Origin of the sequence: Streptomyces venezuelae, assembly GCF_008642315.1 — a bacterium.
Taxonomy (GTDB): domain Bacteria; phylum Actinomycetota; class Actinomycetes; order Streptomycetales; family Streptomycetaceae; genus Streptomyces; species Streptomyces venezuelae_D.
Genome location: NZ_CP029192.1, coordinates 744294 through 764116, shown reverse-complemented (window position 1 = coordinate 764116; position 19823 = coordinate 744294). Strand labels below are relative to the sequence as shown.

Annotated in this window: 19 protein-coding genes; 13 read left to right on the top strand and 6 right to left on the bottom strand. The window is 72.0% G+C overall.

Going from position 1 to position 19823, the window contains the following annotated elements; translation table 11 throughout:
- Positions 1–3 precede the first annotated feature (3 nt).
- The 11 genes from DEJ48_RS03475 (at position 4) to DEJ48_RS03425 (ending at position 11740) form a co-directional block, all read left to right on the top strand.
- Positions 4–1224 (top strand): cytochrome P450, encoded by a 1221-nt coding sequence (locus DEJ48_RS03475; protein ID WP_150214346.1) that lies wholly within the window; start codon positions 4–6, stop codon positions 1222–1224.
- Between the two features lie 79 nt (positions 1225–1303).
- Complete coding sequence (locus tag DEJ48_RS03470; RefSeq protein ID WP_150214345.1) at positions 1304–2419, top strand: cytochrome P450; 1116 nt, start codon at positions 1304–1306, stop codon at positions 2417–2419.
- 31 nt (positions 2420–2450) lie between these two features.
- A complete protein-coding gene (locus DEJ48_RS03465; RefSeq protein ID WP_150214343.1) occupies positions 2451–3656 on the top strand; it encodes a cytochrome P450 in 1206 nt (401 codons plus the stop codon).
- A 39-nt stretch (positions 3657–3695) separates the two neighbouring features.
- On the top strand, positions 3696–3908 hold the full coding sequence (locus DEJ48_RS03460) for a ferredoxin (protein ID WP_150214341.1): 213 nt from the start codon (positions 3696–3698) through the stop codon (positions 3906–3908).
- Between the two features lie 56 nt (positions 3909–3964).
- Complete coding sequence (locus tag DEJ48_RS03455) at positions 3965–5527, top strand: tryptophan halogenase family protein (protein ID WP_150214339.1); 1563 nt, start codon at positions 3965–3967, stop codon at positions 5525–5527.
- A gap of 9 nt (positions 5528–5536) precedes the next feature.
- Positions 5537–6058 carry a flavin reductase family protein gene (locus DEJ48_RS03450; protein ID WP_150214337.1) on the top strand — a complete coding sequence of 174 codons (522 nt, stop codon included), beginning with the start codon at positions 5537–5539 and terminating at the stop codon, positions 6056–6058.
- Positions 6059–6063: 5 nt separating this feature from the next.
- Entirely contained in the window at positions 6064–7428 is a 1365-nt protein-coding gene (locus tag DEJ48_RS03445; protein WP_223831873.1) for a cation:proton antiporter, read from the top strand.
- A gap of 169 nt (positions 7429–7597) precedes the next feature.
- Positions 7598–8191, top strand: coding sequence for a hypothetical protein (locus DEJ48_RS03440; RefSeq protein WP_150214336.1), 594 nt, complete (start codon positions 7598–7600; stop codon positions 8189–8191).
- A complete protein-coding gene (locus DEJ48_RS03435) occupies positions 8188–9714 on the top strand; it encodes a peptidoglycan-binding protein (protein ID WP_223831872.1) in 1527 nt (508 codons plus the stop codon). Before DEJ48_RS03440 ends, DEJ48_RS03435 begins: the two co-directional genes overlap by 4 nt.
- Positions 9711–10493 carry an ABC transporter ATP-binding protein gene (locus tag DEJ48_RS03430; RefSeq protein WP_223831871.1) on the top strand — a complete coding sequence of 261 codons (783 nt, stop codon included), beginning with the start codon at positions 9711–9713 and terminating at the stop codon, positions 10491–10493. Before DEJ48_RS03435 ends, DEJ48_RS03430 begins: the two co-directional genes overlap by 4 nt.
- Positions 10490–11740, top strand: a complete 1251-nt coding sequence (locus DEJ48_RS03425; RefSeq protein ID WP_150214334.1) for an ABC transporter permease — start codon at positions 10490–10492, stop codon at positions 11738–11740. Before DEJ48_RS03430 ends, DEJ48_RS03425 begins: the two co-directional genes overlap by 4 nt.
- Before the next feature lie 192 nt (positions 11741–11932).
- On the opposite strand, the gene DEJ48_RS03420 is transcribed toward DEJ48_RS03425, so the two are convergent.
- The gene (locus tag DEJ48_RS03420) at positions 11933–12937 is read right to left on the bottom strand and encodes an LLM class flavin-dependent oxidoreductase (RefSeq protein ID WP_150214332.1); all 1005 of its coding nucleotides are present in this window, start codon (positions 12935–12937) and stop codon (positions 11933–11935) included.
- A gap of 79 nt (positions 12938–13016) precedes the next feature.
- Here DEJ48_RS03420 and DEJ48_RS03415 point away from each other — a divergent pair, with 79 nt between their 5' ends.
- Positions 13017–13550 carry an HAD family acid phosphatase gene (locus tag DEJ48_RS03415; protein ID WP_150214330.1) on the top strand — a complete coding sequence of 178 codons (534 nt, stop codon included), beginning with the start codon at positions 13017–13019 and terminating at the stop codon, positions 13548–13550.
- 12 nt (positions 13551–13562) lie between these two features.
- Here DEJ48_RS03415 and DEJ48_RS03410 read toward each other — a convergent pair whose 3' ends face one another.
- Positions 13563–13784 carry a dodecin gene (locus tag DEJ48_RS03410; RefSeq protein WP_150214328.1) on the bottom strand — a complete coding sequence of 74 codons (222 nt, stop codon included), beginning with the start codon at positions 13782–13784 and terminating at the stop codon, positions 13563–13565.
- A 305-nt stretch (positions 13785–14089) separates the two neighbouring features.
- On the opposite strand from DEJ48_RS03410, the gene DEJ48_RS03405 reads away from it, so the two are divergent.
- A complete protein-coding gene (locus DEJ48_RS03405; protein ID WP_150220926.1) occupies positions 14090–15295 on the top strand; it encodes an extracellular solute-binding protein in 1206 nt (401 codons plus the stop codon).
- A gap of 39 nt (positions 15296–15334) precedes the next feature.
- On the opposite strand, the gene egtD is transcribed toward DEJ48_RS03405, so the two are convergent.
- Genes egtD through egtA form a run of 4 tightly spaced genes read right to left on the bottom strand, consistent with a single transcriptional unit; the run spans position 15335 to position 19744 of the window.
- Positions 15335–16297 (bottom strand): L-histidine N(alpha)-methyltransferase, encoded by a 963-nt coding sequence (egtD, locus tag DEJ48_RS03400; RefSeq protein ID WP_150214327.1) that lies wholly within the window; start codon positions 16295–16297, stop codon positions 15335–15337.
- The gene (egtC, locus tag DEJ48_RS03395) at positions 16294–17049 is read right to left on the bottom strand and encodes an ergothioneine biosynthesis protein EgtC (RefSeq protein WP_150214325.1); all 756 of its coding nucleotides are present in this window, start codon (positions 17047–17049) and stop codon (positions 16294–16296) included. The genes egtD and egtC overlap by 4 nt, the downstream gene beginning before the upstream one ends.
- A complete protein-coding gene (gene egtB / locus DEJ48_RS03390) occupies positions 17049–18407 on the bottom strand; it encodes an ergothioneine biosynthesis protein EgtB (protein ID WP_150214323.1) in 1359 nt (452 codons plus the stop codon). The genes egtC and egtB overlap by 1 nt, the downstream gene beginning before the upstream one ends.
- Positions 18404–19744, bottom strand: a complete 1341-nt coding sequence (gene egtA / locus DEJ48_RS03385; protein WP_150214321.1) for an ergothioneine biosynthesis glutamate--cysteine ligase EgtA — start codon at positions 19742–19744, stop codon at positions 18404–18406. Before egtA ends, egtB begins: the two co-directional genes overlap by 4 nt.
- Positions 19745–19823 lie beyond the last annotated feature (79 nt).

The following is a 19823-nucleotide window of genomic DNA, read 5'->3' as shown; positions in this document are numbered from 1 at the left end:
GGAATGTCGAAGGCAGTGAGCACGTCCGCGCACACCCGCAGGAACGGCATCGAACCCGTGCCGGAACTCGTCGAACTCGGCGCGCACACCCCGCTCGTGGAACTGGACACCGGCGGGCGCGCCCCGAGCCGTCACTGGCTCGCGACCGGATACGACGAGGTGCGGGCCGTCCTCGGCGACGACCGGTTCAGCATGCTGCCGGCCGACGACGGCAGGACCGGCGGCAAGCGCCAGATCGAGGTCGGCAACCTGCGCCAGTACGACCCGCCCGAGCACACGCGGCTGCGCAGGATGCTCACCCCCGAGTTCACGATGCGGCGCATCCGCAGGCTGGAGCCCTTCATCGAGGAGATCGTCGAGCACTGCCTCGACGCGCTGGAAGGGGCGGGCAGGCCCGCCGACCTCGTCCGGCACTTCGCCTGGCCCATCCCCGGCCTGGTCGGCTGCGCGCTCCTCGGAGTGCCCCGTGACGACGCGGCCGAGATCGCCCGAAACCTCAACATCAGCAGGACCGGCACCGGCTTCGGCCGGCACACCAGCCGTGAGGAACGCGAACGCCAACGGGCCGCGGTGAACGCGTACATGACGTACATGAACAGGCTGGTGCGGCAGAAGCGCCGCGACCCCGGAGACGACCTGCTCGGCATGCTCATCCGGCGGCACGGCGACGACCTGACCGACGAGGAGCTGGCCGGCATGTCCGCCGCCATCATGGGCTCGGGCCTGGAGGACATCGGCGGCATGCTCGGCCTCGGACCGCTCGCCCTCCTCGAACACCCCGACCAGCTCGCCCTGTTCCAGGACCGGCCCGACCTGCTCGACTCCGCGGTGGAGGAACTCATCCGGTACGTCTCGTCGGTGCAGAACGCCACACCCCGCACCGCCCTGGAGGACGTGACCGTCGGCGGGCAGCTGATCAGGGCGGGCGAGTCCGTGATCTGCTCGCTGCTCGCGGTGAGCCGCGACCCGGCGGGCGGCGCCCCGTCGAACGGCGTACCGCAGGGCACGCTCGACATCACCCGCGACAACTCCGGGCATCTGGCGTTCGGCCACGGCGTCCACCACTGCATCGGCGCGGTCCTTGCCCGCGTGGAACTCCGCATCGCGATTCCGGCGCTCCTGCGCCGGTTCCCCGAACTGACCCTCGCGGTGCCCGCCGAAGAAATCCGCTTCCGCACCTGGACGCCCAATTACGGCGTCGACGAACTCCTCGTGCGGTGGTGAGTGCGGCTTCCTGGACATCCTTGACGGGTGCGCGGAGCCGAATTCAAACTCGTGAGAAAGGGCGAAAGGATTCCGAGAAATGCCCAAGCCACTGGACGAAACCGAGCAGTCGCCGCTCGTCGAGACCACCCCTCCCGGGACACTGGACCGCGCATGGCTCGCCACCGGATACGACGAGGTGCGGGCGATCCTCGGCGACTCGGACCGCTTCACCACACTGCCGCCCGCCGACAACATCGAGGACTCCCGGCGCCTCGTGCAGCCCGGCAACCTGCTGCACTACGACCCGCCCGAGCACACCCGCCTGCGGAAGATGCTCACCGGCGAGTTCACGCTCCGCCGGGTGCGCGTCCTCGAACCCCTCGTCGAAGGCATCGTGACCGAGCGCCTCGACGCCATGGAGGGCGCCGCCCAGCCCATCGACCTCGTACCGCACTTCGTCTGGCCCACCACCAGCCTCATCGGGTGCGCGCTGCTCGGCATACCCCGCGACGACCAGGCCGAACTCGCCCGCCACCTCGACACCAACCGCATCGACAACCCCGACAGGGACCAGCGGGACGCGGCGGGCAACTCCTACCTCGTCTACCTCAGCAAGTTCACGGCACGAAAGCGCCGCGACCCCGGTGAGGACTTGCTCGGCCGACTCATCCAGCGCCACGGCGACGACCTCACCCCCGCCGAACTGACCGGAACCGCCGCGACCCTCCTCGCCTCCTTCATCCAGAACGTGGGCGGCACACTGGGTCTCGGCATCCTCGCCCTCCTGGAACACCCGGACCAGCTCGCCCTGCTCAAGGAGCGCCCGGACCTCATCGACCACGCGGTGGAGGAGCTGATCCGGAGCGTCTCGATCATCTCGCACGCCTCGCCGCGCACCGCCCTGGAGGACGTCACCCTCGCGGGCAGGACGGTCAAGGCGGGGGAGCCCGTGGCCTGCTCCCTGCTCGGCGCCAACAACACCCACTCGCCGGGGGAACCGACGGAACCCATCGACATCACCCGGGACAACAGCCGTCACATGGCGTTCGGACACGGCATCCACTACTGCCTCGGCGCGCCGCTGACCAGGATGGAACTGCGCATCGCGATCGCGGAACTGCTCCGCAGGTTCCCCGGGGTGCGGCTCGCCGCGCCGCGCGACGAACTCCGCTTCACGTCGAAGGCCGTGGAGACGCTGCCGGTGGCCTGGTAAGGGCGACATGCCGCACGAGGTAAGGGGCGACATGCCGCACGAGAGCGCACCGGTACCGCTGCACACCCGCCGCACCCACTTCGACCCTGCCGACGACCTGCGGCGCCTCGCCGCCGACGGGCCCGTCACCCGTGTCAGCCTGGCGCCCGGGGCGGGCGGTGAGCCCCTGTGGCTGGTCACGGGGCACGAGGAAGTGCGCCGGGTCCTCGGCGACCACACCAGGTTCTCCACCCGCCGCCGCTTCGGCTCGCGCCGAGCGGCCGAGGACGACGGGGAACGGCCCGACGAAGGCGTCGGGCTCCTGATGGACTACGACCCGCCCGAGCACACCCGGCTGCGCAAGATGCTCACGCCGGAGTTCACGGTACGGCGGATGCGCAGACTCCAGCCGCGCATCGAGGCCATCGTCGCCGAACGCCTCGACGCCGTGGAACGGGCCGGGCACCCCGCCGACCTGGCGGAGCTCTTCGCCTCGGCGATCCCGGGGCCTGTGCTGTGCGAACTCATCGGCGTGCCCCGCGACGACCGCGACGACTTCCTGCGCCGCTGCCACGCCCACCTCGCCACGGGACGCGGCCGCCAGGAGCGCACGGCCGCCGGCTCCGCCTTCACCCGCTACCTCGCCGCCCTGGTGGCACGGCAGCGCAAGAACCCCGACGACGGCTTCCTCGGCATGCTGGTGCGCGACCACGGAAGCGAGTTCACCGACAAGGAGCTGCGGGGCATCTGCGTCCTGCTGATGCTCGCAGGCCTCGACAACATCTCCGGCATGCTCGGCCTCGGAGCGCTCGCCCTCCTGGAGAACCCGGACCAACTCGCCCTGGTGCGCGACGATCCCGCCGCCCTGGACCGCGCCGTCGAGGAACTGCTCCGCTACCTGTCGGTGCCCCACGCCCCCACGCCCCGCACCGCCGTCGAGGACACCACCCTCGGCGGGCGGCTGATCAGAGCGGGCGACACCGTCGTCTGCTCGATCCCGCTGGCCAACCGCGACCCGCACCTGACCGCCGAGCCCGACCGGCTCGACCTGGCCAGGGATCCCGTGCCGCACGTCGCGTTCGGGCACGGCATCCACCACTGCATCGGCGCCGCCCTCGCCCGGATGGAACTGCGCATCGCGTACACGGCGCTGCTGCGGCGCTTTCCCGGCCTGCGGCTCGCGGTGCCCGTACAGGACGTGGCATTCCGCGTCCGGTCGACCGCCTACGGGGTGGAACGGCTGCCCGTCACCTGGTGAGAACAGAACACCTGGTGAGAACAGAGAGGAGGCAGAGGGATGGAGGTACACGTCGACCGCGGCCGGTGCGCGGGCTCCGGCCTGTGCATGAGCTACGTACCCGCCGTGTTCGACCAGTCGGACGACGACGGAAAGGTGCTGCTCAAGGCGGCGCGGCCCGCATCGGGAGCGGCCGCCGCGGTGCGCGGCGCCGCCGCGAGATGCCCGGCAGGCGCGATCACGCTGAGCGGCGGGGACGCGCGCGGCCGCTAGGACTTCATCACGAACGGTGCTCACACATCGCTCAAACATCACAGTGGGGTGGGGAAATGACGCATGCTCCCGTACGCGACGTCGTCATCGTCGGCGGCGGCACGGCCGGCTGGATGACCGCCGCGTATCTGACGGCGGCCTTCGGCGACCGGATCAACGTCACGCTCGTGGAGTCGGCGGACGTCGGCACCATCGGCGTCGGCGAGGCCACGTTCAGCGACATCAGGCACTTCTTCGAGTTCCTCGGTCTGGCCGAGCGGGACTGGATGCCCGCCTGCAACGCCACGTACAAACTCGCGGTCCGCTTCGAGAACTGGCGCGAACCCGGGCACCACTTCTACCACCCCTTCGAGCAGCTCAGGTCGGTCAAGGGCTTCCCCCTCACCGACTGGTGGCTGCGGTACCCCACGAGCGACCGGTTCGACGTGGACTGCTTCGTGATGGCCTCCCTCATCGACGGCAACCGCAGCCCCCGCTACCTCGACAACCGGCTCCTGGAACAGGACTTCGTCGAGGGCGAGGCCGCGCCGAACACCATCGCCGAGTACCAGGGCGCCCAATTCCCTTACGCCTACCACTTCGAGGCGCACCTGCTCGCCAAGTACCTGACGAAGTACGCCACTCAGCGCGGGGTGCGGCACGTCGTCGACAACGTCGTGGACGTGGGACTCGACGAGCGCGGCTGGCTCTCGCACGTGCAGACCGCCGAGCACGGACGCCTGGACGGCGACCTCTTCGTCGACTGCACCGGCTTCCGCGGCCTCCTGATCAACAAGGCCCTCGAGGAACCCTTCGTCTCCTACCAGGACACCCTGCCCAACGACAGCGCGGTCGCCCTCCAGGTCCCCATGGACATGGACAAGGAACCGCTCCGCCCCTGCACCACCGCGACCGCCCAGGACGCCGGATGGATCTGGACCATCCCGCTCATCAGCCGGATCGGCACCGGCTACGTCTACGCACGCGACTACATGGACCCCGAGGAGGCCGAACGCACCCTGCGCGAGTTCGTCGGACCCGCCGCGGCCGACGTGCCCGCCAACCACATCCGGATGCGGATCGGCCGCAGCCGCCGCTCCTGGGTCAACAACTGCGTGGCCATCGGCCTGTCCAGCGGCTTCGTCGAGCCGCTGGAGTCGACCGGGATCTTCTTCATCCACTACGCGATCGAGCAGCTCGTCAAGTACTACCCGGCGACCGACTGGGACCTCCCCCTGCGCGAGCAGTACAACAGCGCGCTGGCGAACGTCATGGACGGCGTACGGGAGTTCCTCGTCCTGCACTACCGCGGTGCGAAGCGGGCGGACAACCAGTACTGGCGGGACACCAAGACGCGTGCAGTGCCCGACGCGCTAGCCGAGCGCCTGGAGCTGTGGGAGAGCAAGGTCCCCGACGCCGGTACGGTCCACCCCCGCTACCACGGCCTGCCGTCCTACTCGTACAACTGCATCCTGCTCGGCACCGGCGGCATCCCCGTCCGGCCCTCGCCCGCCCTCGACCTGATCGACGAGAAGGCCGCGCTCGCCGAGTTCCAGGCCATCAAGGACAAGGCGCGGTCGCTGGTCCGCACCCTGCCCACGCAGAACGCCTACTTCAAACGCATGCGCGACGGGGTGTGACCGAGGCACATGGACATCGAGTTCCGCGACATGATGGCGTCGTTCCCGACCGGAGTGTCGGTCGTGACGGCCCGGGACGGCAGCGCGGGGCCACGGGGGATGACCTGCTCCTCGCTGTGCAGCCTCAGCGTGAACCCGCCGACGCTCCTGACGTGTCTGCGCAGCGGCAGCCCGACGCTGAGAGCCGTGCTCGACAGCGGCGCGTTCGCGGTCAACCTGCTGCACGGCGAGGCGGGCTGGGTCGCCGCGCTCTTCGCGTCGGGGGCGCCCGACCGCTTCGAGCGCGTCGCCTGGCGGCCCTTCGGACGCGGCCGCAGCCCCGCGCTCGTCGAGGCGGCGCACGCCGTCGCCGAGTGCGCCGTCGAGCGCACCCACCCCTCGGGCGACCACGTGATCGTCGTCGGAGCGGTGCGCTCGGTCGAGCGGCTGCGCCACGAGAGCGCCCTGCTCTACGGCTTCCGGCGCTACAGCGAACTCGCCCCGTCCCCGGGTGAACCGGCCGTGGGAGCCCTCTCCGAACAGGGCGGCTGAACGCCGTGCCCGCCGCCGGCCCGACCGCGGCCACCGAGATGCTCCTCGCCGCCCCCGTGCCGCCGATCGAGGCACACCCCCTGCTCATCTTCCTGCTCCAGATCGGTGTGCTGCTGCTCCTCGCCATCATGCTCGGCAGGCTGGCCTCGCGCTGCGGACTCCCGGCCATCGTCGGGGAGTTGAGCGCAGGAGTACTCCTCGGCCCGTCCCTCTTCGGGTGGGTCGCGCCGGACGCGGCGGCCTGGCTCCTGCCGTCGGACCCGGCCCAGGTGCACCTGCTCGACGCCGTCGGACAGATCGCGGTGCTCCTCCTCGTCGGGCTCACCGGCATCGAGATGGACCTGCGGATGATCCGCCGCAGGGGCGGCACGGCGCTGCGCGTCAGCCTCGCCGGGCTGCTCGTGCCCCTCGCCCTGGGGGTCGGGCTCGGCCATCCGGTGGCGCACATGCTCGGCATCGACACGTCCGACCGGCCGATGTTCGCGCTCTTCCTCGGCGTCGCCATGTGCGTCAGCGCCATTCCTGTCATCGCCAAGACGCTGATGGACATGGACCTCATCCACCGGGACGTGGGGCAGCTGACCCTTGCCGCGGGGATGATCGACGACACCTTCGGCTGGCTGATGCTCTCCGTGGTCTCCGCGATGACCGTGGGCGGCCTGACGGCGGGCGTGTTCGCCGAGGCGATCGGATCGCTCCTGCTGGTCCTCCTGGTCGCGCTGTTGATCGGCCGCCCGCTCGTGCGCAGAGCCCTGCGTCTGTGCAAGGGATCGGACGAGCGGACCGTGTCCGCGGCCGCCGCGATGATCCTGCTCGCGGCGGCGGGCACTCAGTCGCTCGGTCTCGAAGCGGTCTTCGGGGCGTACCTGTGCGGCATGCTCATCGGCTCCAGCGGGGAGTTCGACCGGGCCCGCACGGTGTCGCTGCGGATGGTCGTCCTCGCCGTCCTCGCGCCTGTCTTCTTCGCCACCGCGGGGCTCCGCATCGACCTGCGCGCGCTCACCGAACCTGCGGTGCTCGGGGCCGCGCTGATCGTCCTCGCCGTCGCCGTCCTCGGGAAGTTCGCCGGCGCCTACATCGGCGCGCGGCTGAGCAGACTGAGCCGCTGGGAGGCCCTCGCGCTCGGCGCGGGCATGAACGCCCGCGGCGTCATCGAGATCATCGTCGCGATGGTCGGGCTGCGGCTCGGCATCCTCGACACGAGGACGTACACGATCGTCGTGCTGGTCGCGGTGGTTACCTCCGTCATGGCGCCGCCCCTGCTCAAGGCGGCCGTGAAACGCATCGACTGCACGCCGGAGGAGCAGCGCAGGCACACCGCGTGGCGCGGGACGCCGGTGCGGGGGAGCCCGGAGCGGGCGGAGACCTGACCTGCCCTCGGCGCCCCCGGCGTCGCGGGCGAACCGGAACGGCCGCACACCCCGGGTGCGCGGCCGCTCCGGCCTGCCCGGGCGCACGGTCCCGCACCCTTCAGGGCACTGTGCGGACGGCCCGCTTTGTGCCCGCCGTGTGACCGGCCGCCGCGTAGAAGTTGGGTCCATGTCCACCTCATACAAGCGAGCATTCGCCCGCAGGCGAGCCATCGCCCCCGCACTCTTCGCCGCGTCCGCTCTCGTCACCGGAGCCGTCCTCACGGGCTGCTCGGGTGACTCCTCGGCCGCCTCGTCGGACAAGGATCCGTCCGCGTCCCCGACCAGCCCCTTCGACCAGGGACTCGCGTACTCCAAGTGCATGCGCGAGAACGGGGCGCCCGACTATCCCGACCCGCAGCAGGACACCGGCGGCGTCAGGCTCACGCCCGGAGAGGGCGTCGATCCGAACTCCGAGTCGTTCAAGAAGGCCGAGGAGGCCTGCCGCGACAAGGCCCCGCAGGGCCTCGGCGGTGGTGGCGGCGGTGGCGCCGCCCTCGACTCGGCGAAGGTGTCGGCCTGGGCGAAGTGCCTGCGCGAGAACGGGCTCCCCAAGTTCCCCGACCCGGAGATCGAGGGCAGCAACATGAAGATCGACATCAACGGCACCGGCATCACCCCGGGCAGCGCGGAGTTCACCAAGGCCATGGGCGCCTGCCAGAGCAAGTACCCCGGCGGCGGCATGATGATGAACAACGGTCAAGGGGGAGGCGTCCCGCAGTGACCAGCCGCGACGAGACCGAAGCGCTGTCCGTGGCCGCCGAGTCGTCAGGCGCGCTGGAACGGCACGGCTCCGGCTCCGGCTCCGGTGAGGTGTCGACGCAGCGGCACAGTTCCGGTGAGGTGTCGACGGAGCGGCACAGTTCGGGCGAGGTGTCGACGAAGCGGCCCGGCGCGGTCGACACCGCCGAGGAACCCTCCCCGGGCACCCGCCCCCGGACCCGCGACCTCGACACCTCCCTCATCGCGGAGGCCGCCACCGCGCCGGACACCGCGGCGGGCGGCGGTTCCGACGACGGTTCCGACGACGACGGGGCGCCACCCGGCGGCCGTAAGCGCCGCCCGCTGCGCACCTCGCTGATCGCCCTCGCCGCCATCACCGTGGCCGCGGCCGCCGGCGTCGCCGCCACCGGCACCATCGGCGGCGACGGCGGCGGCTCGGGGGGCTCCGCGCCCTCGGGCCCACCGGCCACGGCGAAGGTGGAACGCACGACGCTGACCGACACCGAGACCGTCGACGGCAACCTCGGCTACGGCGACGCGACCACCGTGCAGGCACCGGCCTCGTCCTCCGGCACGGGCGACGGACAGTCGGGCCAGGACCAGTCCGGCCAGGGCCAGTCAGGTCAAGGCTCCTCCGCCGCGGGGAGCGCGGGCGACGGCATCGTCACCTGGGTGCCCGAGGAGGGCAAGAAGATCGAGCGCGGCGACACCGTGTACCGCGTCGACCAGCAGCGGATCCCGCTCCTGTACGGCTCGTTTCCGCTCTACCGGACGCTGCGGTCCGGCAGCGAGGGAGACGACGTCAGGATGCTGGAGAAGAACCTCCGCGCCCTCGGCTACACGGGGTTCACCGTCGACGACACGTACAACTCCGCGACCGCCGAGGCCGTCAAGGAGTGGCAGGACGACCTGAACCGCGAGGAGACCGGCACCGTGGCCGCCGGGGACGCCGTGGTCGCCGACGGCGCGCGGCGCGTGGCCGACGTGAAGACCTCGCCCGGCGCCGCCCTGAGCGGCAGCATCCTCTCCTGGACCGGCACCGAGCGGATCGTCGGCGTCGACCTCGACGTGCAGTTCGAGGACCTGGTCGAGAAGGGCACCAAGGTCACCGTCGAACTCCCCGACAACACCACCGTCCAGGCCGAGGTCACGGACATCGGGACGCCGTCCACCTCTCAGGGCGACGACTCCGCGGACGGCTCCGGCTCCGGCGACTCCGGCTCCGGGGACTCCGACGACAAGGCCACCCTGCCCGTCGAGCTGACGGTGAAGGACCAGAAGGGCCTCGGCCGCTACCAGGCCGCCGCCGTCCAGGTCACGCTGAAGGCCGAGTCCCGCGAGGACGTCCTCGTCGTCCCCGTGAGCGCCCTGGTGGCGCAGCGCGGCGGAGGATACGCGGTGGAGGTCGTCACCGCGGACGGCACCGAGTACCGCCCGGTCAAGCTCGGCATGTTCGCGGACAGCAGGGTCGAGGTGTCCGGCAAGGGCATCAAGGAAGGCACCGTCGTGGGGGTCCCCAAGTGACCTCGTCCACCCCGGAGCTTCCCGCCGCCTCCGCCTCCGCCACGGACCGTCCCGTGGTCGAGCTGACGGGCGTCTCCAAGACGTACGAGGACGTCGCCGCCCTGCGCGGCGCCGACCTGGTCATCCGGCGCGGCGAACTCCTCGCCATCGTCGGCCCCTCGGGGTCCGGCAAGTCCACGATGCTCAACATCATGGGCACCCTGGACCGCCCGTCGGCGGGCCGCGTCCGCATCGACGGGCACGACGTGGCCGACCTGACCGACCGTGAACTGTCCGCGCTGCGCGCCGACACCATCGGCTTCGTCTTCCAGCAGTTCCACCTGGCCTTCGGCGTACCGGCGTTGGACAGCGTCGCGGACGGACTGCTCTACAGCGGCAGGCCGCGCGGCGAACGCCGCCGTCTCGCCGAGCTGGCACTGCGCAGGGTCGGCCTCGGCCGCCGGCTCCACCACCTGCCGCACCAGCTGTCCGGCGGCGAGAAGCAGCGCGTGGCCATCGCCCGCGCGGTGCTCGGCGACCCGCCGCTGCTGCTCGCCGACGAACCGACCGGCGCGCTCGACTCACGGTCGGGAGCCGTCGTCATCGAGCTGCTCCACGAGCTGCACGAGGCCGGGACGACCGTCGTGGTCATCACCCACGACCGGGACATCGCCGCGACCCTGCCCCGCGAGGTGCGCCTCAAGGACGGCCGGATCGAGCACGACTCGGTCACCGCCGACGGTGGCTCCTCCGCCCTCGTTGCCCAGGACGCCCGCCTGCCCCAGGAGGCCGTGCGATGACCGCGATCAAGGAGCTGGAGCGCGGCGCGGCCCCCGAGCCTTCCGGGCCCCCGCGGCGGCCGAAGCCCGCCCGGATGAACCCCGCGGACGTGCTGCGGGTCGGCGGCTCGGGGCTGCGCTCCCGGCCGATGCGGGTGTTCCTCTCGGCGCTCGGCATCGCCATCGGCATCGCCGCGATGGTCGGCGTGGTCGGCATCTCCACCTCGTCCACCGAGGACCTCAACCGCAGGCTGCAGGACCTGGGCACCAACCTCCTGACGGTGACCCCGGGGCAGAACTTCAGCGGCGGCGAGGCCCATCTGCCAAAGGAGTCGGTCGACATGATCGCGGCGATGGACGACGTCGAGTCCGTCTCCGCCATCGGAAAGACCGGCGCCAAGGTGTACCGCAGCGACTACACGCCCGTGGAGGAGACCGGCGGCCTCAACGTGTCGGCGGCCCGCACGGACCTGCCGAAGTCGGTCGGCGCGGAGATCGTCGACGGCCGCTGGCTGAACGCCGCCAACAGCCGCTACCCGGCGGTCGTCCTCGGGCCCAAGGCCGCCGAGCAGCTCGGCGTGCACCGGGCGGGGGACGACGTGAAGGTCTGGATCGGCGGCCGCTGGTTCACCGTCGTCGGCCTGCTCGCCCCCAACGAACTCGTGCCCTCCCTGGACTCGTCCGCCCTCGTGGGCTGGTCCGTCGCGGAGAGCGAACTGGACTTCGACGGCTCGCCGACCACCATCTTCACGCGCGCCGACGAGTCGTCCGTGAACGACGTGCAGGAAGTCCTCGGCGCCACGACCAACCCCGAGAGCCCCAACGAGGCCAACGTCTCCCGGCCCTCGGACGCGCTGGCCGCCAAGGAAGCCACCGACGACACCCTCAGCGGGCTGCTGCTCGGCCTCGGCGGGGTGGCCCTGCTCGTGGGCGGCGTCGGCGTCGCCAACACCATGGTCATCTCGGTCCTGGAACGGCGCTCCGAGATCGGCCTGCGCCGCTCGCTCGGCGCCACCCGGGGCCAGATCCGCACCCAGTTCCTGGCCGAGGCGCTGCTCCTGTCTGCACTCGGCGGCGTCGGCGGCGTCCTGCTCGGCATCGCCGTCACCGGCGGCTACGCCTCCTACCAGGGCTGGCCCTCCGTCGTCCCCGTCTGGGCGATGGCCGGCGGCGTCGGCGCCACGCTCGTCATCGGCGGCCTCGCCGGCTTCTACCCGGCGGTACGCGCGGCACGACTGCCCCCGACCGAGGCCCTGGCGACCACATGAGACCGCCACCACTCACCTGAAGACCCTCAAGACCCTCCGCGAGGCACCCGAGAAGCGCCTCAGGGACCGCGGTGCTCCTGCTGGAGCCATCCCCCGTGCCACAGGCGCACCGCGCCCGTCCGCGCCGCCTCCGGGCCGATCCCGGAACGCGACGCGGGCGGGACCCGGCGCTGTCCGGCCACGGTCAGGAAGTCAGGCGGTCAGGCCCGCCACCCGTGCCAGCCGCCGGAACGAGTCGAGAAGCCCCTGCCGGTCGTACGTACTGGTCGTGACCAGCACCTCCTGCGCCCCGCTCTCCTTGATCACCCGCTCCAGCTCGTCGGCCACCTGCTCCTCCGTGCCGTGCACGTGGCCGGTCAGCCCCGACTCGTAGAAGCCGCGTTCCTTGTCCGTCATGGTCAGGGACTCCACGCGCTCGGCGGGCGGCAGCGGCGGGAACGTGCCGTGCGTGCGCGAGTACGCCATCGACCAGGCCTCCGGCACGAGCAGCCGCCGCGCCGCCTCCTCGCTCTCCGCCACGGCGATGCTGCCCGCGATCATGACGTACGGCTCCGCGAGCCACGGCGAGGGCCGGAACCCGCTCCGGTACTGCTCGATGCCGCGCAGCATCTTCTCGCGGCCCCGGATGTCCCCGATGACCAGCGGAAGGCCCGCGTCGGCGGCGATCGTCGCGCCCTCGCCCACCGCGAGGACGTACGGCGGGACGCTCAGACCCTCGGCCGGCCGGGCCCGCACCCCCGTGTCCGACGTGCCGCGGAACCAGTCGAGGAGCTCCCCGAGCTGCGCCGCGAAGTCCGCCGCGTCGTGCTTGTCGCGCCCCAGCGCCTTGCGCACCCCGTCGGTGAAGCCGACCGAACGGCCGAGCCCCATGTCGATCCGGCCGGGGAAGAGCGATGCGAGCACCCCGAACTGCTCGGCCACCACCAGCGACTGATGGTTCGGCAGCATCACGCCGCCCGTGCCGACCCGGATGGTGCGGGTCGCCGCCGCGACGGCCGACGCGAGGACGGTGGGCGCCGAACCCGCGACCCCCGGTACCCCGTGGTGCTCGGAGACCCAGAAGCGGTGGTAGCCGAGCGCCTCGACGTCCTGCGCCAGGCGCACGGTGTCGCGCAGGGCCTCGGGCCCGTCGTGCCCCTCACGGGTGCGCGATCGGTCGAGGACGGAGAACCGGGTTGCCGCGATCACTGAGCTCACACAGGGTTCAACGCACGCGGCCCGCCAGGATTCCCGGCCCGCCTCGCGGATCCCCTCCGTACGCTCCTACGCTGTCGACGTGACGGAAGACAGCGGATCGCGCACACGGAACAGCAGGGCGTCCCGTACGGCGAACAGCCGGCCCCTGGCCGTGTTCGACCTGGACGGCACCCTCGCGGACACCGGGCACCGGCAGCGTTTCCTGGAGCGCAAGCCCCGCGACTGGGACGCGTTCTTCGCCGCGGCTCCCCAGGACCCGCCGCTGGCACGCGGCGTCGAGCTGGCCCTGGAGAGCGCGGGGGAGTGCGAGGTCGTCTATCTGACCGGCCGCCCCGAGCGCTGCCGCGCCGACACGGTCGACTGGCTGGCAGGTCAGGGGCTGCCGGAAGGGCGGATCTGGATGCGCCGCAACAACGACCGGCGCCCCGCACGCCGCACCAAGCTGGAGACCCTCCAGGAGATCGCCCGCAAGCGGACGGTCCGCATGCTCGTGGACGACGACGAGCTGGTCTGCGCCGAGGCGGAGCGTGCGGGATTCACCGTCGTCCGGGTGACGTGGGCGAACACGCCGGAGGCGTTGAAGGACGCCCAGGAACGCGAAGGGCGCACCTGAACGCCCCGGTTCTCACACCTCCGCGTCGTCCTCCAGCCGGAACCCCACCTTCAGGCCGACCTGGTAGTGCTGGATCTCGCCGTCCAGGATGTGGCCGCGGACCTGCGTGACCTCGAACCAGTCCAGTGAACGGAGCGTCTGCGAGGCCCGCGCGATGCCGTTGCGGATCGCCTGGTCGACGCCCTCGTGCGAGGTGCCGACGATCTCGGTGACACGGTACGTGTGGTCTGACATGAGGATGTTCCTCCGGGCCGTCGGATGAGGCCGCGCGGCACGGTGCCGCACGGCGCCGAGAAGTGCCGTCACTCCACCGTGCCCCAGTCCCTCCCGTGGCGCGAGACGGCGTACCCCCTTGACCAGCTCATTGGTACGGACCAAAATCCAGCCAGTACCCGTTCGAGCAGCGCTGCTCACCCCCCGCGTCGGGCTGACCTTCCCCTGTCCGCAGGCAGAAAGTGACCCACGTGAGACCGCACCACCGTGCCGCCGTGTCCCTGGCGCTCGCCCTTTCCTCCACCGTCCTGGTCGCCGGGTGCGGCATGCTCCCGGGCGGTGACGACACCCGGACCGTCACGGTCTGGCTGATGAAGGACAGTGCTTCCCCGGAGTTCGTCGAGCGCTTCACGTCGGAGTTCGAGAAGGAGCACGACGACATCGAGCTGGACATCCGCATCCAGGAATGGACCGGCATCGGCGCCAAGGTGAAGAAGGCGCTCAAGGAGGAGGGCGGCGACGGGCCCGAGGTCATCGAGGTCGGCAACACGCAGGTCGCGCAGTACGTCGACGAGGGCGGCCTGTACGACCTGACCCTGGAGTCCGCACGCGACCTCGGCATGGACGACTGGCTGCCGGGCCTCGCCGAGCCGGGCCGCTACCGCGGCGCCCAGTACGGCATCCCCTGGTACGCCGCCAACCGCGTCGTCATCTACAACAAGGACCTGTTCGCGGCGGCAGGCATCAAGACGCCACCCCGCACCCGCGAGGAGTGGCTGGAGGCCACGGAGAAGCTCAACACCGGCGGCAAGCAGGGCATCTACCTCGCGGGCCAGGACTGGTACACCCTCTCCGGCTTCATCTGGGACGAGGGCGGCGAGCTCGCCAAGGAGACCAAGGAGTCCTCCGGCGACTGGCGCGGCACTCTGCACACGCCCGAGGCGCTGCGCGGCATGGAGTTCTACCGGCAGCTGCAGGCGCTCGGCGAGGGCCCGCGCGACGCCGACGAGGAGCACCCGGCGCAGGCCGGGGTGTTCGCGGGCGGCGACGTCGCGCAGATCGTCGCGGTGCCCGGCGCGGCCCGCGCCATCGAGGAGAAGAACCCCGACCTCAAGGGCAAGCTGGGCTACTTCCCCATTCCGGGGAAGAAGGCCGGCAAGCCCGCCGCGGTCTTCACCGGCGGCTCCGACCTCGTGGTGCCCGAGCACAGCGACGACCACAAGGGCGCGGTCGAGGTGATCGAGGCGCTGGCGGGCAAGAAGTGGCAGACCGATCTCGCGCGGACCATGAACTACGTGCCGAACAAGGCCAAGCTGGCCCCTGCGGTCGCCGACGAGGAGGGCGCGGCGGCGATGGCCGTCGGCGCGGCGAACGGCCGGGCCACCCCCAACTCCCCGCGCTGGGCGGGGGTCGAGGCGGACAACCCGATCAAGGGATACATGACGAAGGTCCTGACCGGCGGCGACCCGGCGACCGAGGCCCGCAAGGCCTCGGCCCGGATCACCAGGGCCCTGGACGTCGGCGGCCTGTGACCGACGTCCAGTAGCCCCGCGGGCGCTACGCCGCCGCCGTCATGCCACGGTGCTCAGCGACAGGGCGAAGCGCCCCCTCTCGTCCGTCCACCAGTGCGCCAGCTCGAGCCCGGCGGCGGCCAGCTCGGAACGTACGCCGTCCTCGCGGAACTTCGCCGATATCTCCGTGCGGAGCTCCTCGCCCGCGACGAAGTCGACCGCGAGGTCGAGCGCGTGGATCTTCACCGTCTGGTCGGCCGTGGAGCGCAGCCGCATCTCGATCCACTCGTGCTCGCGGTCCCAGACGGCCACGTGCTCGAACGAGTCCGGGTCGAAGTCCCCGGCCAGCTCGCGGTTGATGACCGTCAGGACGTTCTTGTTGAACGCGGCCGTCACGCCCGTCCCGTCGTCGTACGCGGAGACGAGGACCGACTCGTCCTTGACCAGGTCCGTGCCGAGGAGCAGCGCGTCGCCGGGGGAGAGGAGGTCGCGTACGGACGAGAGGAACGCGGTGCGCTCGGCGGGCAGCAGGTTGCCGATCGTGCCGCCGAGGAAGGCGACCAGGCGCGGTCCGGGTGTGCCCGGCAGCGCGAGGCCGCGGGTGAAGTCGGTGATCAGGGCGTGCACGTCGAGCGAGGGCCGCTGCGCGAGCAGGGCGTTCGCGGCGCCGGTCAGCGCGCTCTCGCTCACGTCCACGGGGACGTAGGTGTGCAGGGACTCCATGGCGTCGATGAGGTGGCGGGTCTTCTCCGACGAGCCCGAGCCCAGCTCGATCAGTGTCCTCGCCCCCGTGATCGCGGCGATCCGGTCGGCGCGGGCGACGAGGATCTCGCGCTCGGCGCGGGTGGGGTAGTACTCGGGCAGGGTGGTGATCTCCTCGAAGAGGGCGCTGCCGCGCGCGTCGTAGAACCACTTGGGCGGCAGCGTCTTCGGGGTGCGGGTGAGGCCCTGGAGGACGTCGGCGCGCAGGGCGGCGCCCGTGGCGTCCTCGGGCAGGGTGCGGGTCAGCAGGAACGGGCTCACGCGGGGGGCTCCTTGAGCGGGGTCAGCAGTACGTCGGTGCGGCTGGCGGCGAGCAGGGTGCGGTCGGGCACCTCGCGCCAGTGGGGGTCGTCGTCGTAGGGCTCGGAGGCCACGACGGTGCGGCGGCCGGGCTCCGCGAGGTACCAGAGGGTGTCGCCCCAGGCGGTCGCGGCGATCGTGTCGCCATTGGTGAGCAGGAGGTTGAGGCGCGACCCTGGCGCGGCCTCGGCGACCTCCAGGACGGTGTCCGCGAGGGCCTGCGCCTCCTCGTCGCCGCGGCGCAGCCGGTTCAGGACGAGTGCCCACACCAGTGCGGAGTCGCAGCGCGCCTCCATCGAGAGCAGTCCGGCGGGCGGCAGGCCCTGGGCGAGCGGGGCGAGGGAGCGGGGCCAGCCGGTGATCGCGCCGTTGTGGCTGAAGAGCCACGGCCCTGCGGCGAAGGGTGCGGCCGCGGCCTCCCCGTCCGCCCCGGAGAGCGTGGCGTCACGCACCGCGCCGAGCACCGCCCCGGAGCGTACGACCCGCGCCAGATCGGCGAACGAGCCGTCGCCCCAGATCGGCCCGGAACGGCGGTAGCGGGCGGGCACGGGGTCCCCTTCGGCGTACCAGCCCACCCCGAAACCGTCGGCGTTGACGGTCCCGTGGCGCTGCATCCGGGGCGCCCACGACTGCCGGAACAGGCTGTGCGCGGGCGCCACGAGGAGACTCCCCAGCGTCTCGGGCGGTCCGAGGCAGGCGATGTGACGGCACATCAGGCGGGTCCCGGGGACGGCGTCTCGGTGGGTCCTGCGTCCCGCGCGGTGCGGAACCCGGCGAAGATCTGCCGCCGCACCGGGTGGTCCCAGTTGCGGAACGTGCCGCGGCACGCCACCTCGTCGACGGAGAACGCGCCGCCGCGCAGCACCTTGTAGTCGCCACCGAAGAACACGTCCGAGTACTCGCGGTAGGGGAACGCGGCGAAACCCGGATAGGGCAGGAAGTCGCCGGACGTCCACTCCCACACGTCGCCGATCAACTGGCGTACGCCGAGCGGCGATTCGCCGGCCGGGTAGCTGCCGGCGGGCGCGGGGCGCAGGTGTCGCTGGCCCAGGTTGGCGCGTTCCGGAGTGGGGTCCGCGTCGCCCCACGGGTAGCGCATCGACCGGTCGGTCACCGGGTCGTACCGTGCGGCCTTCTCCCACTCCTCCTCGCTGGGCAGGCGCCGGCCCGCCCACCGCGCGTACGCGTCGGCCTCGTACCAGCTGACGTGCAGCACCGGCTCGTCGTCAGGCACCGGCTCGACCGTCCCGAAGCGCCGCCGCAGCCACTGCCCGCCCTCGCGCCGCCAGAACAGCGGCGCGCTCAGGTTGTGACGGCGGACCATCGCCCAGCCCTCCGGGTCCCACCAGCACTGGTGCTCGTAGCCGCCGTCCTCGATGAAGCGCCGGTACGCGCCGTTCGTCACCGGAGTCGTGTCGATGAAGAACGGCGGGACGATGCGGTGGTGCGCCGGGCGTTCGTTGTCGAGGGCCCACGGCTCGGTGGACGTCCCCATGGTGAACGGGCCGCCGGGGACGAGGACTTCGCCAGGACCGGTGAACGGCTCGCCGGGCGGCGGGTCGGGGGCGGTGAGCGCGGTCCGCCCCGACCGCAGCTGATGCGTGATCAGCATCGTCTCGTCGTGCTGCTGCTCGTGCTGCGCGATCATCCCGAACGCGAAGCCCGCGTCGGTGAGCCGTGAGCCGCGGAACGGGGTTCTCTCCAGCACGTCGAGCGCGCGGCCCCGCACCTCGGCCGCGTAGCCGCGGGCCTCGGCGGGCGCCAGCAGCGGCAGGCTCGGACGCTCGGCGCGGGGATGCTCGAAGGCGTCGTACAGCGGATCGATCTCGGGCCGCATGGCCTCGCGCCCCGCGACCGCGCGCAGCAGCCACTGCTCCTCCTGGTTCCCGATGTGGGCCAGGTCCCAGACCAGCGGTGACATCAGCGGCGAGTGCTGCGCGGTCAGTTCGTCGTCCTCCACACAGGAGGTGAGGAGCGTCGTACGCTCCCGGGCGGCGAGGAGCGCGGCCAGGGCGCGCTCCCGCAGGGCTTCGGGGTCGGTCGCTTCCGGGTCGGTGGTGGAGCCGGTCATCGGCGGACATCCTTCCCAGGTGTGTCGTGGGGGGTGAGGTCGTCGCGCACCGCGTCGAGGAGGTCGTCGGCGGGGCAGCGGCCGTGCGCGACGTACTGCGCGGCGTACGTCGCCACGGCGTCCCGCACGGACGCGTCGGCGCCGAGCCGGGGCAGCGCGTCGACGGCGACGGCGAAGCACGCGGTCGCGGCCTCGCGCAGTTCGGGGTCGGCGAGGCCGTGGCGTGCCGCGTCCAGCCAGAGCGGATTGTGCGGCGCGGCGGTCGCGCCCGGCGGCCCGTACCGCTCGGCGAGCGGTTTCACGGCGCGGTAGGCGGTCTCGGCCGCCTCGGGATCGTCGAACAGGGCGCTCGTCACGGCGAGCGGCACGATCCAGCCGTCCTCGCCGGGCTGGGCGTCGACCATGCGCAGCTCCAGGTGGCCGCGCGGGCGCACCGGAGGGAACAGCGTGGTCAGGTGGTAGACGAGGTCCTCCCGGGTGGGTCTGCGGGACGCGCCGGTACGGGCCCACGCCCGGAAGCTCATCCCTTCCGGAACGCTCCACGGACCTTCGCCGGGCTCTCTCCTGACGCACATGACGGGCGCGTCCAGAGCGTGTCTGGTCCAGGTCTCGCGCGGCTCCCCGTCCAGCGGCGGGGCGCCGGACCTGCCGGGTTCGATGCCCGCCCACACGGCCTGCCGGGTGGAACGCCAGCCGGTGGGGCGGCCGTCCTGCAGCGGTGAGTTGGCGAACGCGGCGACCAGGACCGGGCCGAGCAGATGCGCCAGACGCCAGCGGCGCGCGTAGCCGAGCGGGCCCGGCTCCTCGTATCCGGCGTCGAGGCAGATCTGCACGGACGCCGTCGAGCACATCATGCGGCGTCCGGCGGGGCCGCCCCGGTCGAGGCACGACTCCAGCGCGTCGTAGCGGGGCTCGCGCAGGATCCGCGACGGCGGGCGCCACGGGTCGGCGCCGACCCCGCTGAGGGTGAGGCGGTGGGGACGTAACGCGTCGCGTACGACGTCGAGATCGGCCTGCATGGCCGAGATGCACTCCGTCAGCGAGTCGGCGGGCAGCGAGCTGAGCTCCAGCTGGCCGCCGGGTTCGACGGTGACGGACGAGTGCAGGGGCAGGGCCCGCAGTGCGGCGTAGGCCGCTTCGAGGCGGGCGACGGGTACGGGCAGGTGGGGCAGGCCCGGTTCGTGGACGAGCCATTCCAGTTCGACCCCGATGGTGCGGGGTGGCCCCGTCTTGAAGCAGATGCCCTGGACCAGGGCTTCCACTTCGGCTTCGGACACCGTGTCACGCGCCGTTGTGCGGCCCGCCGTCCGGTGTTTCCTACAGTCTCCCTCAGGCATGCGGGGATCCTTCCATCCGGTGCTGCTCGTCACACCCAAAACCTTCGAGGGCGTCCGCACAAGAGTGCCCCTCAGGCCG

What these genes read in the sequence shown, in the direction of transcription:
- DEJ48_RS03475 (WP_150214346.1), top strand. Translation starts at nt 4, where the DNA reads ATGTCGAAGGCAGTGAGCACGTCCGCGCACACCCGCAGGAACGGCATC.
- DEJ48_RS03470 (WP_150214345.1), top strand. Translation starts at nt 1,304, where the DNA reads ATGCCCAAGCCACTGGACGAAACCGAGCAGTCGCCGCTCGTCGAGACC.
- DEJ48_RS03465 (WP_150214343.1), top strand. Translation starts at nt 2,451, where the DNA reads ATGCCGCACGAGAGCGCACCGGTACCGCTGCACACCCGCCGCACCCAC.
- DEJ48_RS03460 (WP_150214341.1), top strand. Translation starts at nt 3,696, where the DNA reads ATGGAGGTACACGTCGACCGCGGCCGGTGCGCGGGCTCCGGCCTGTGC.
- DEJ48_RS03455 (WP_150214339.1), top strand. Translation starts at nt 3,965, where the DNA reads ATGACGCATGCTCCCGTACGCGACGTCGTCATCGTCGGCGGCGGCACG.
- DEJ48_RS03450 (WP_150214337.1), top strand. Translation starts at nt 5,537, where the DNA reads ATGGACATCGAGTTCCGCGACATGATGGCGTCGTTCCCGACCGGAGTG.
- DEJ48_RS03440 (WP_150214336.1), top strand. Translation starts at nt 7,598, where the DNA reads ATGTCCACCTCATACAAGCGAGCATTCGCCCGCAGGCGAGCCATCGCC.
- DEJ48_RS03425 (WP_150214334.1), top strand. Translation starts at nt 10,490, where the DNA reads ATGACCGCGATCAAGGAGCTGGAGCGCGGCGCGGCCCCCGAGCCTTCC.
- DEJ48_RS03410 (WP_150214328.1), bottom strand. Translation starts at nt 13,784, where the DNA reads ATGTCAGACCACACGTACCGTGTCACCGAGATCGTCGGCACCTCGCAC.
- DEJ48_RS03405 (WP_150220926.1), top strand. Translation starts at nt 14,090, where the DNA reads ATGCTCCCGGGCGGTGACGACACCCGGACCGTCACGGTCTGGCTGATG.
- egtC (WP_150214325.1), bottom strand. Translation starts at nt 17,049, where the DNA reads ATGTGCCGTCACATCGCCTGCCTCGGACCGCCCGAGACGCTGGGGAGT.
- egtB (WP_150214323.1), bottom strand. Translation starts at nt 18,407, where the DNA reads ATGACCGGCTCCACCACCGACCCGGAAGCGACCGACCCCGAAGCCCTG.
- egtA (WP_150214321.1), bottom strand. Translation starts at nt 19,744, where the DNA reads ATGCCTGAGGGAGACTGTAGGAAACACCGGACGGCGGGCCGCACAACG.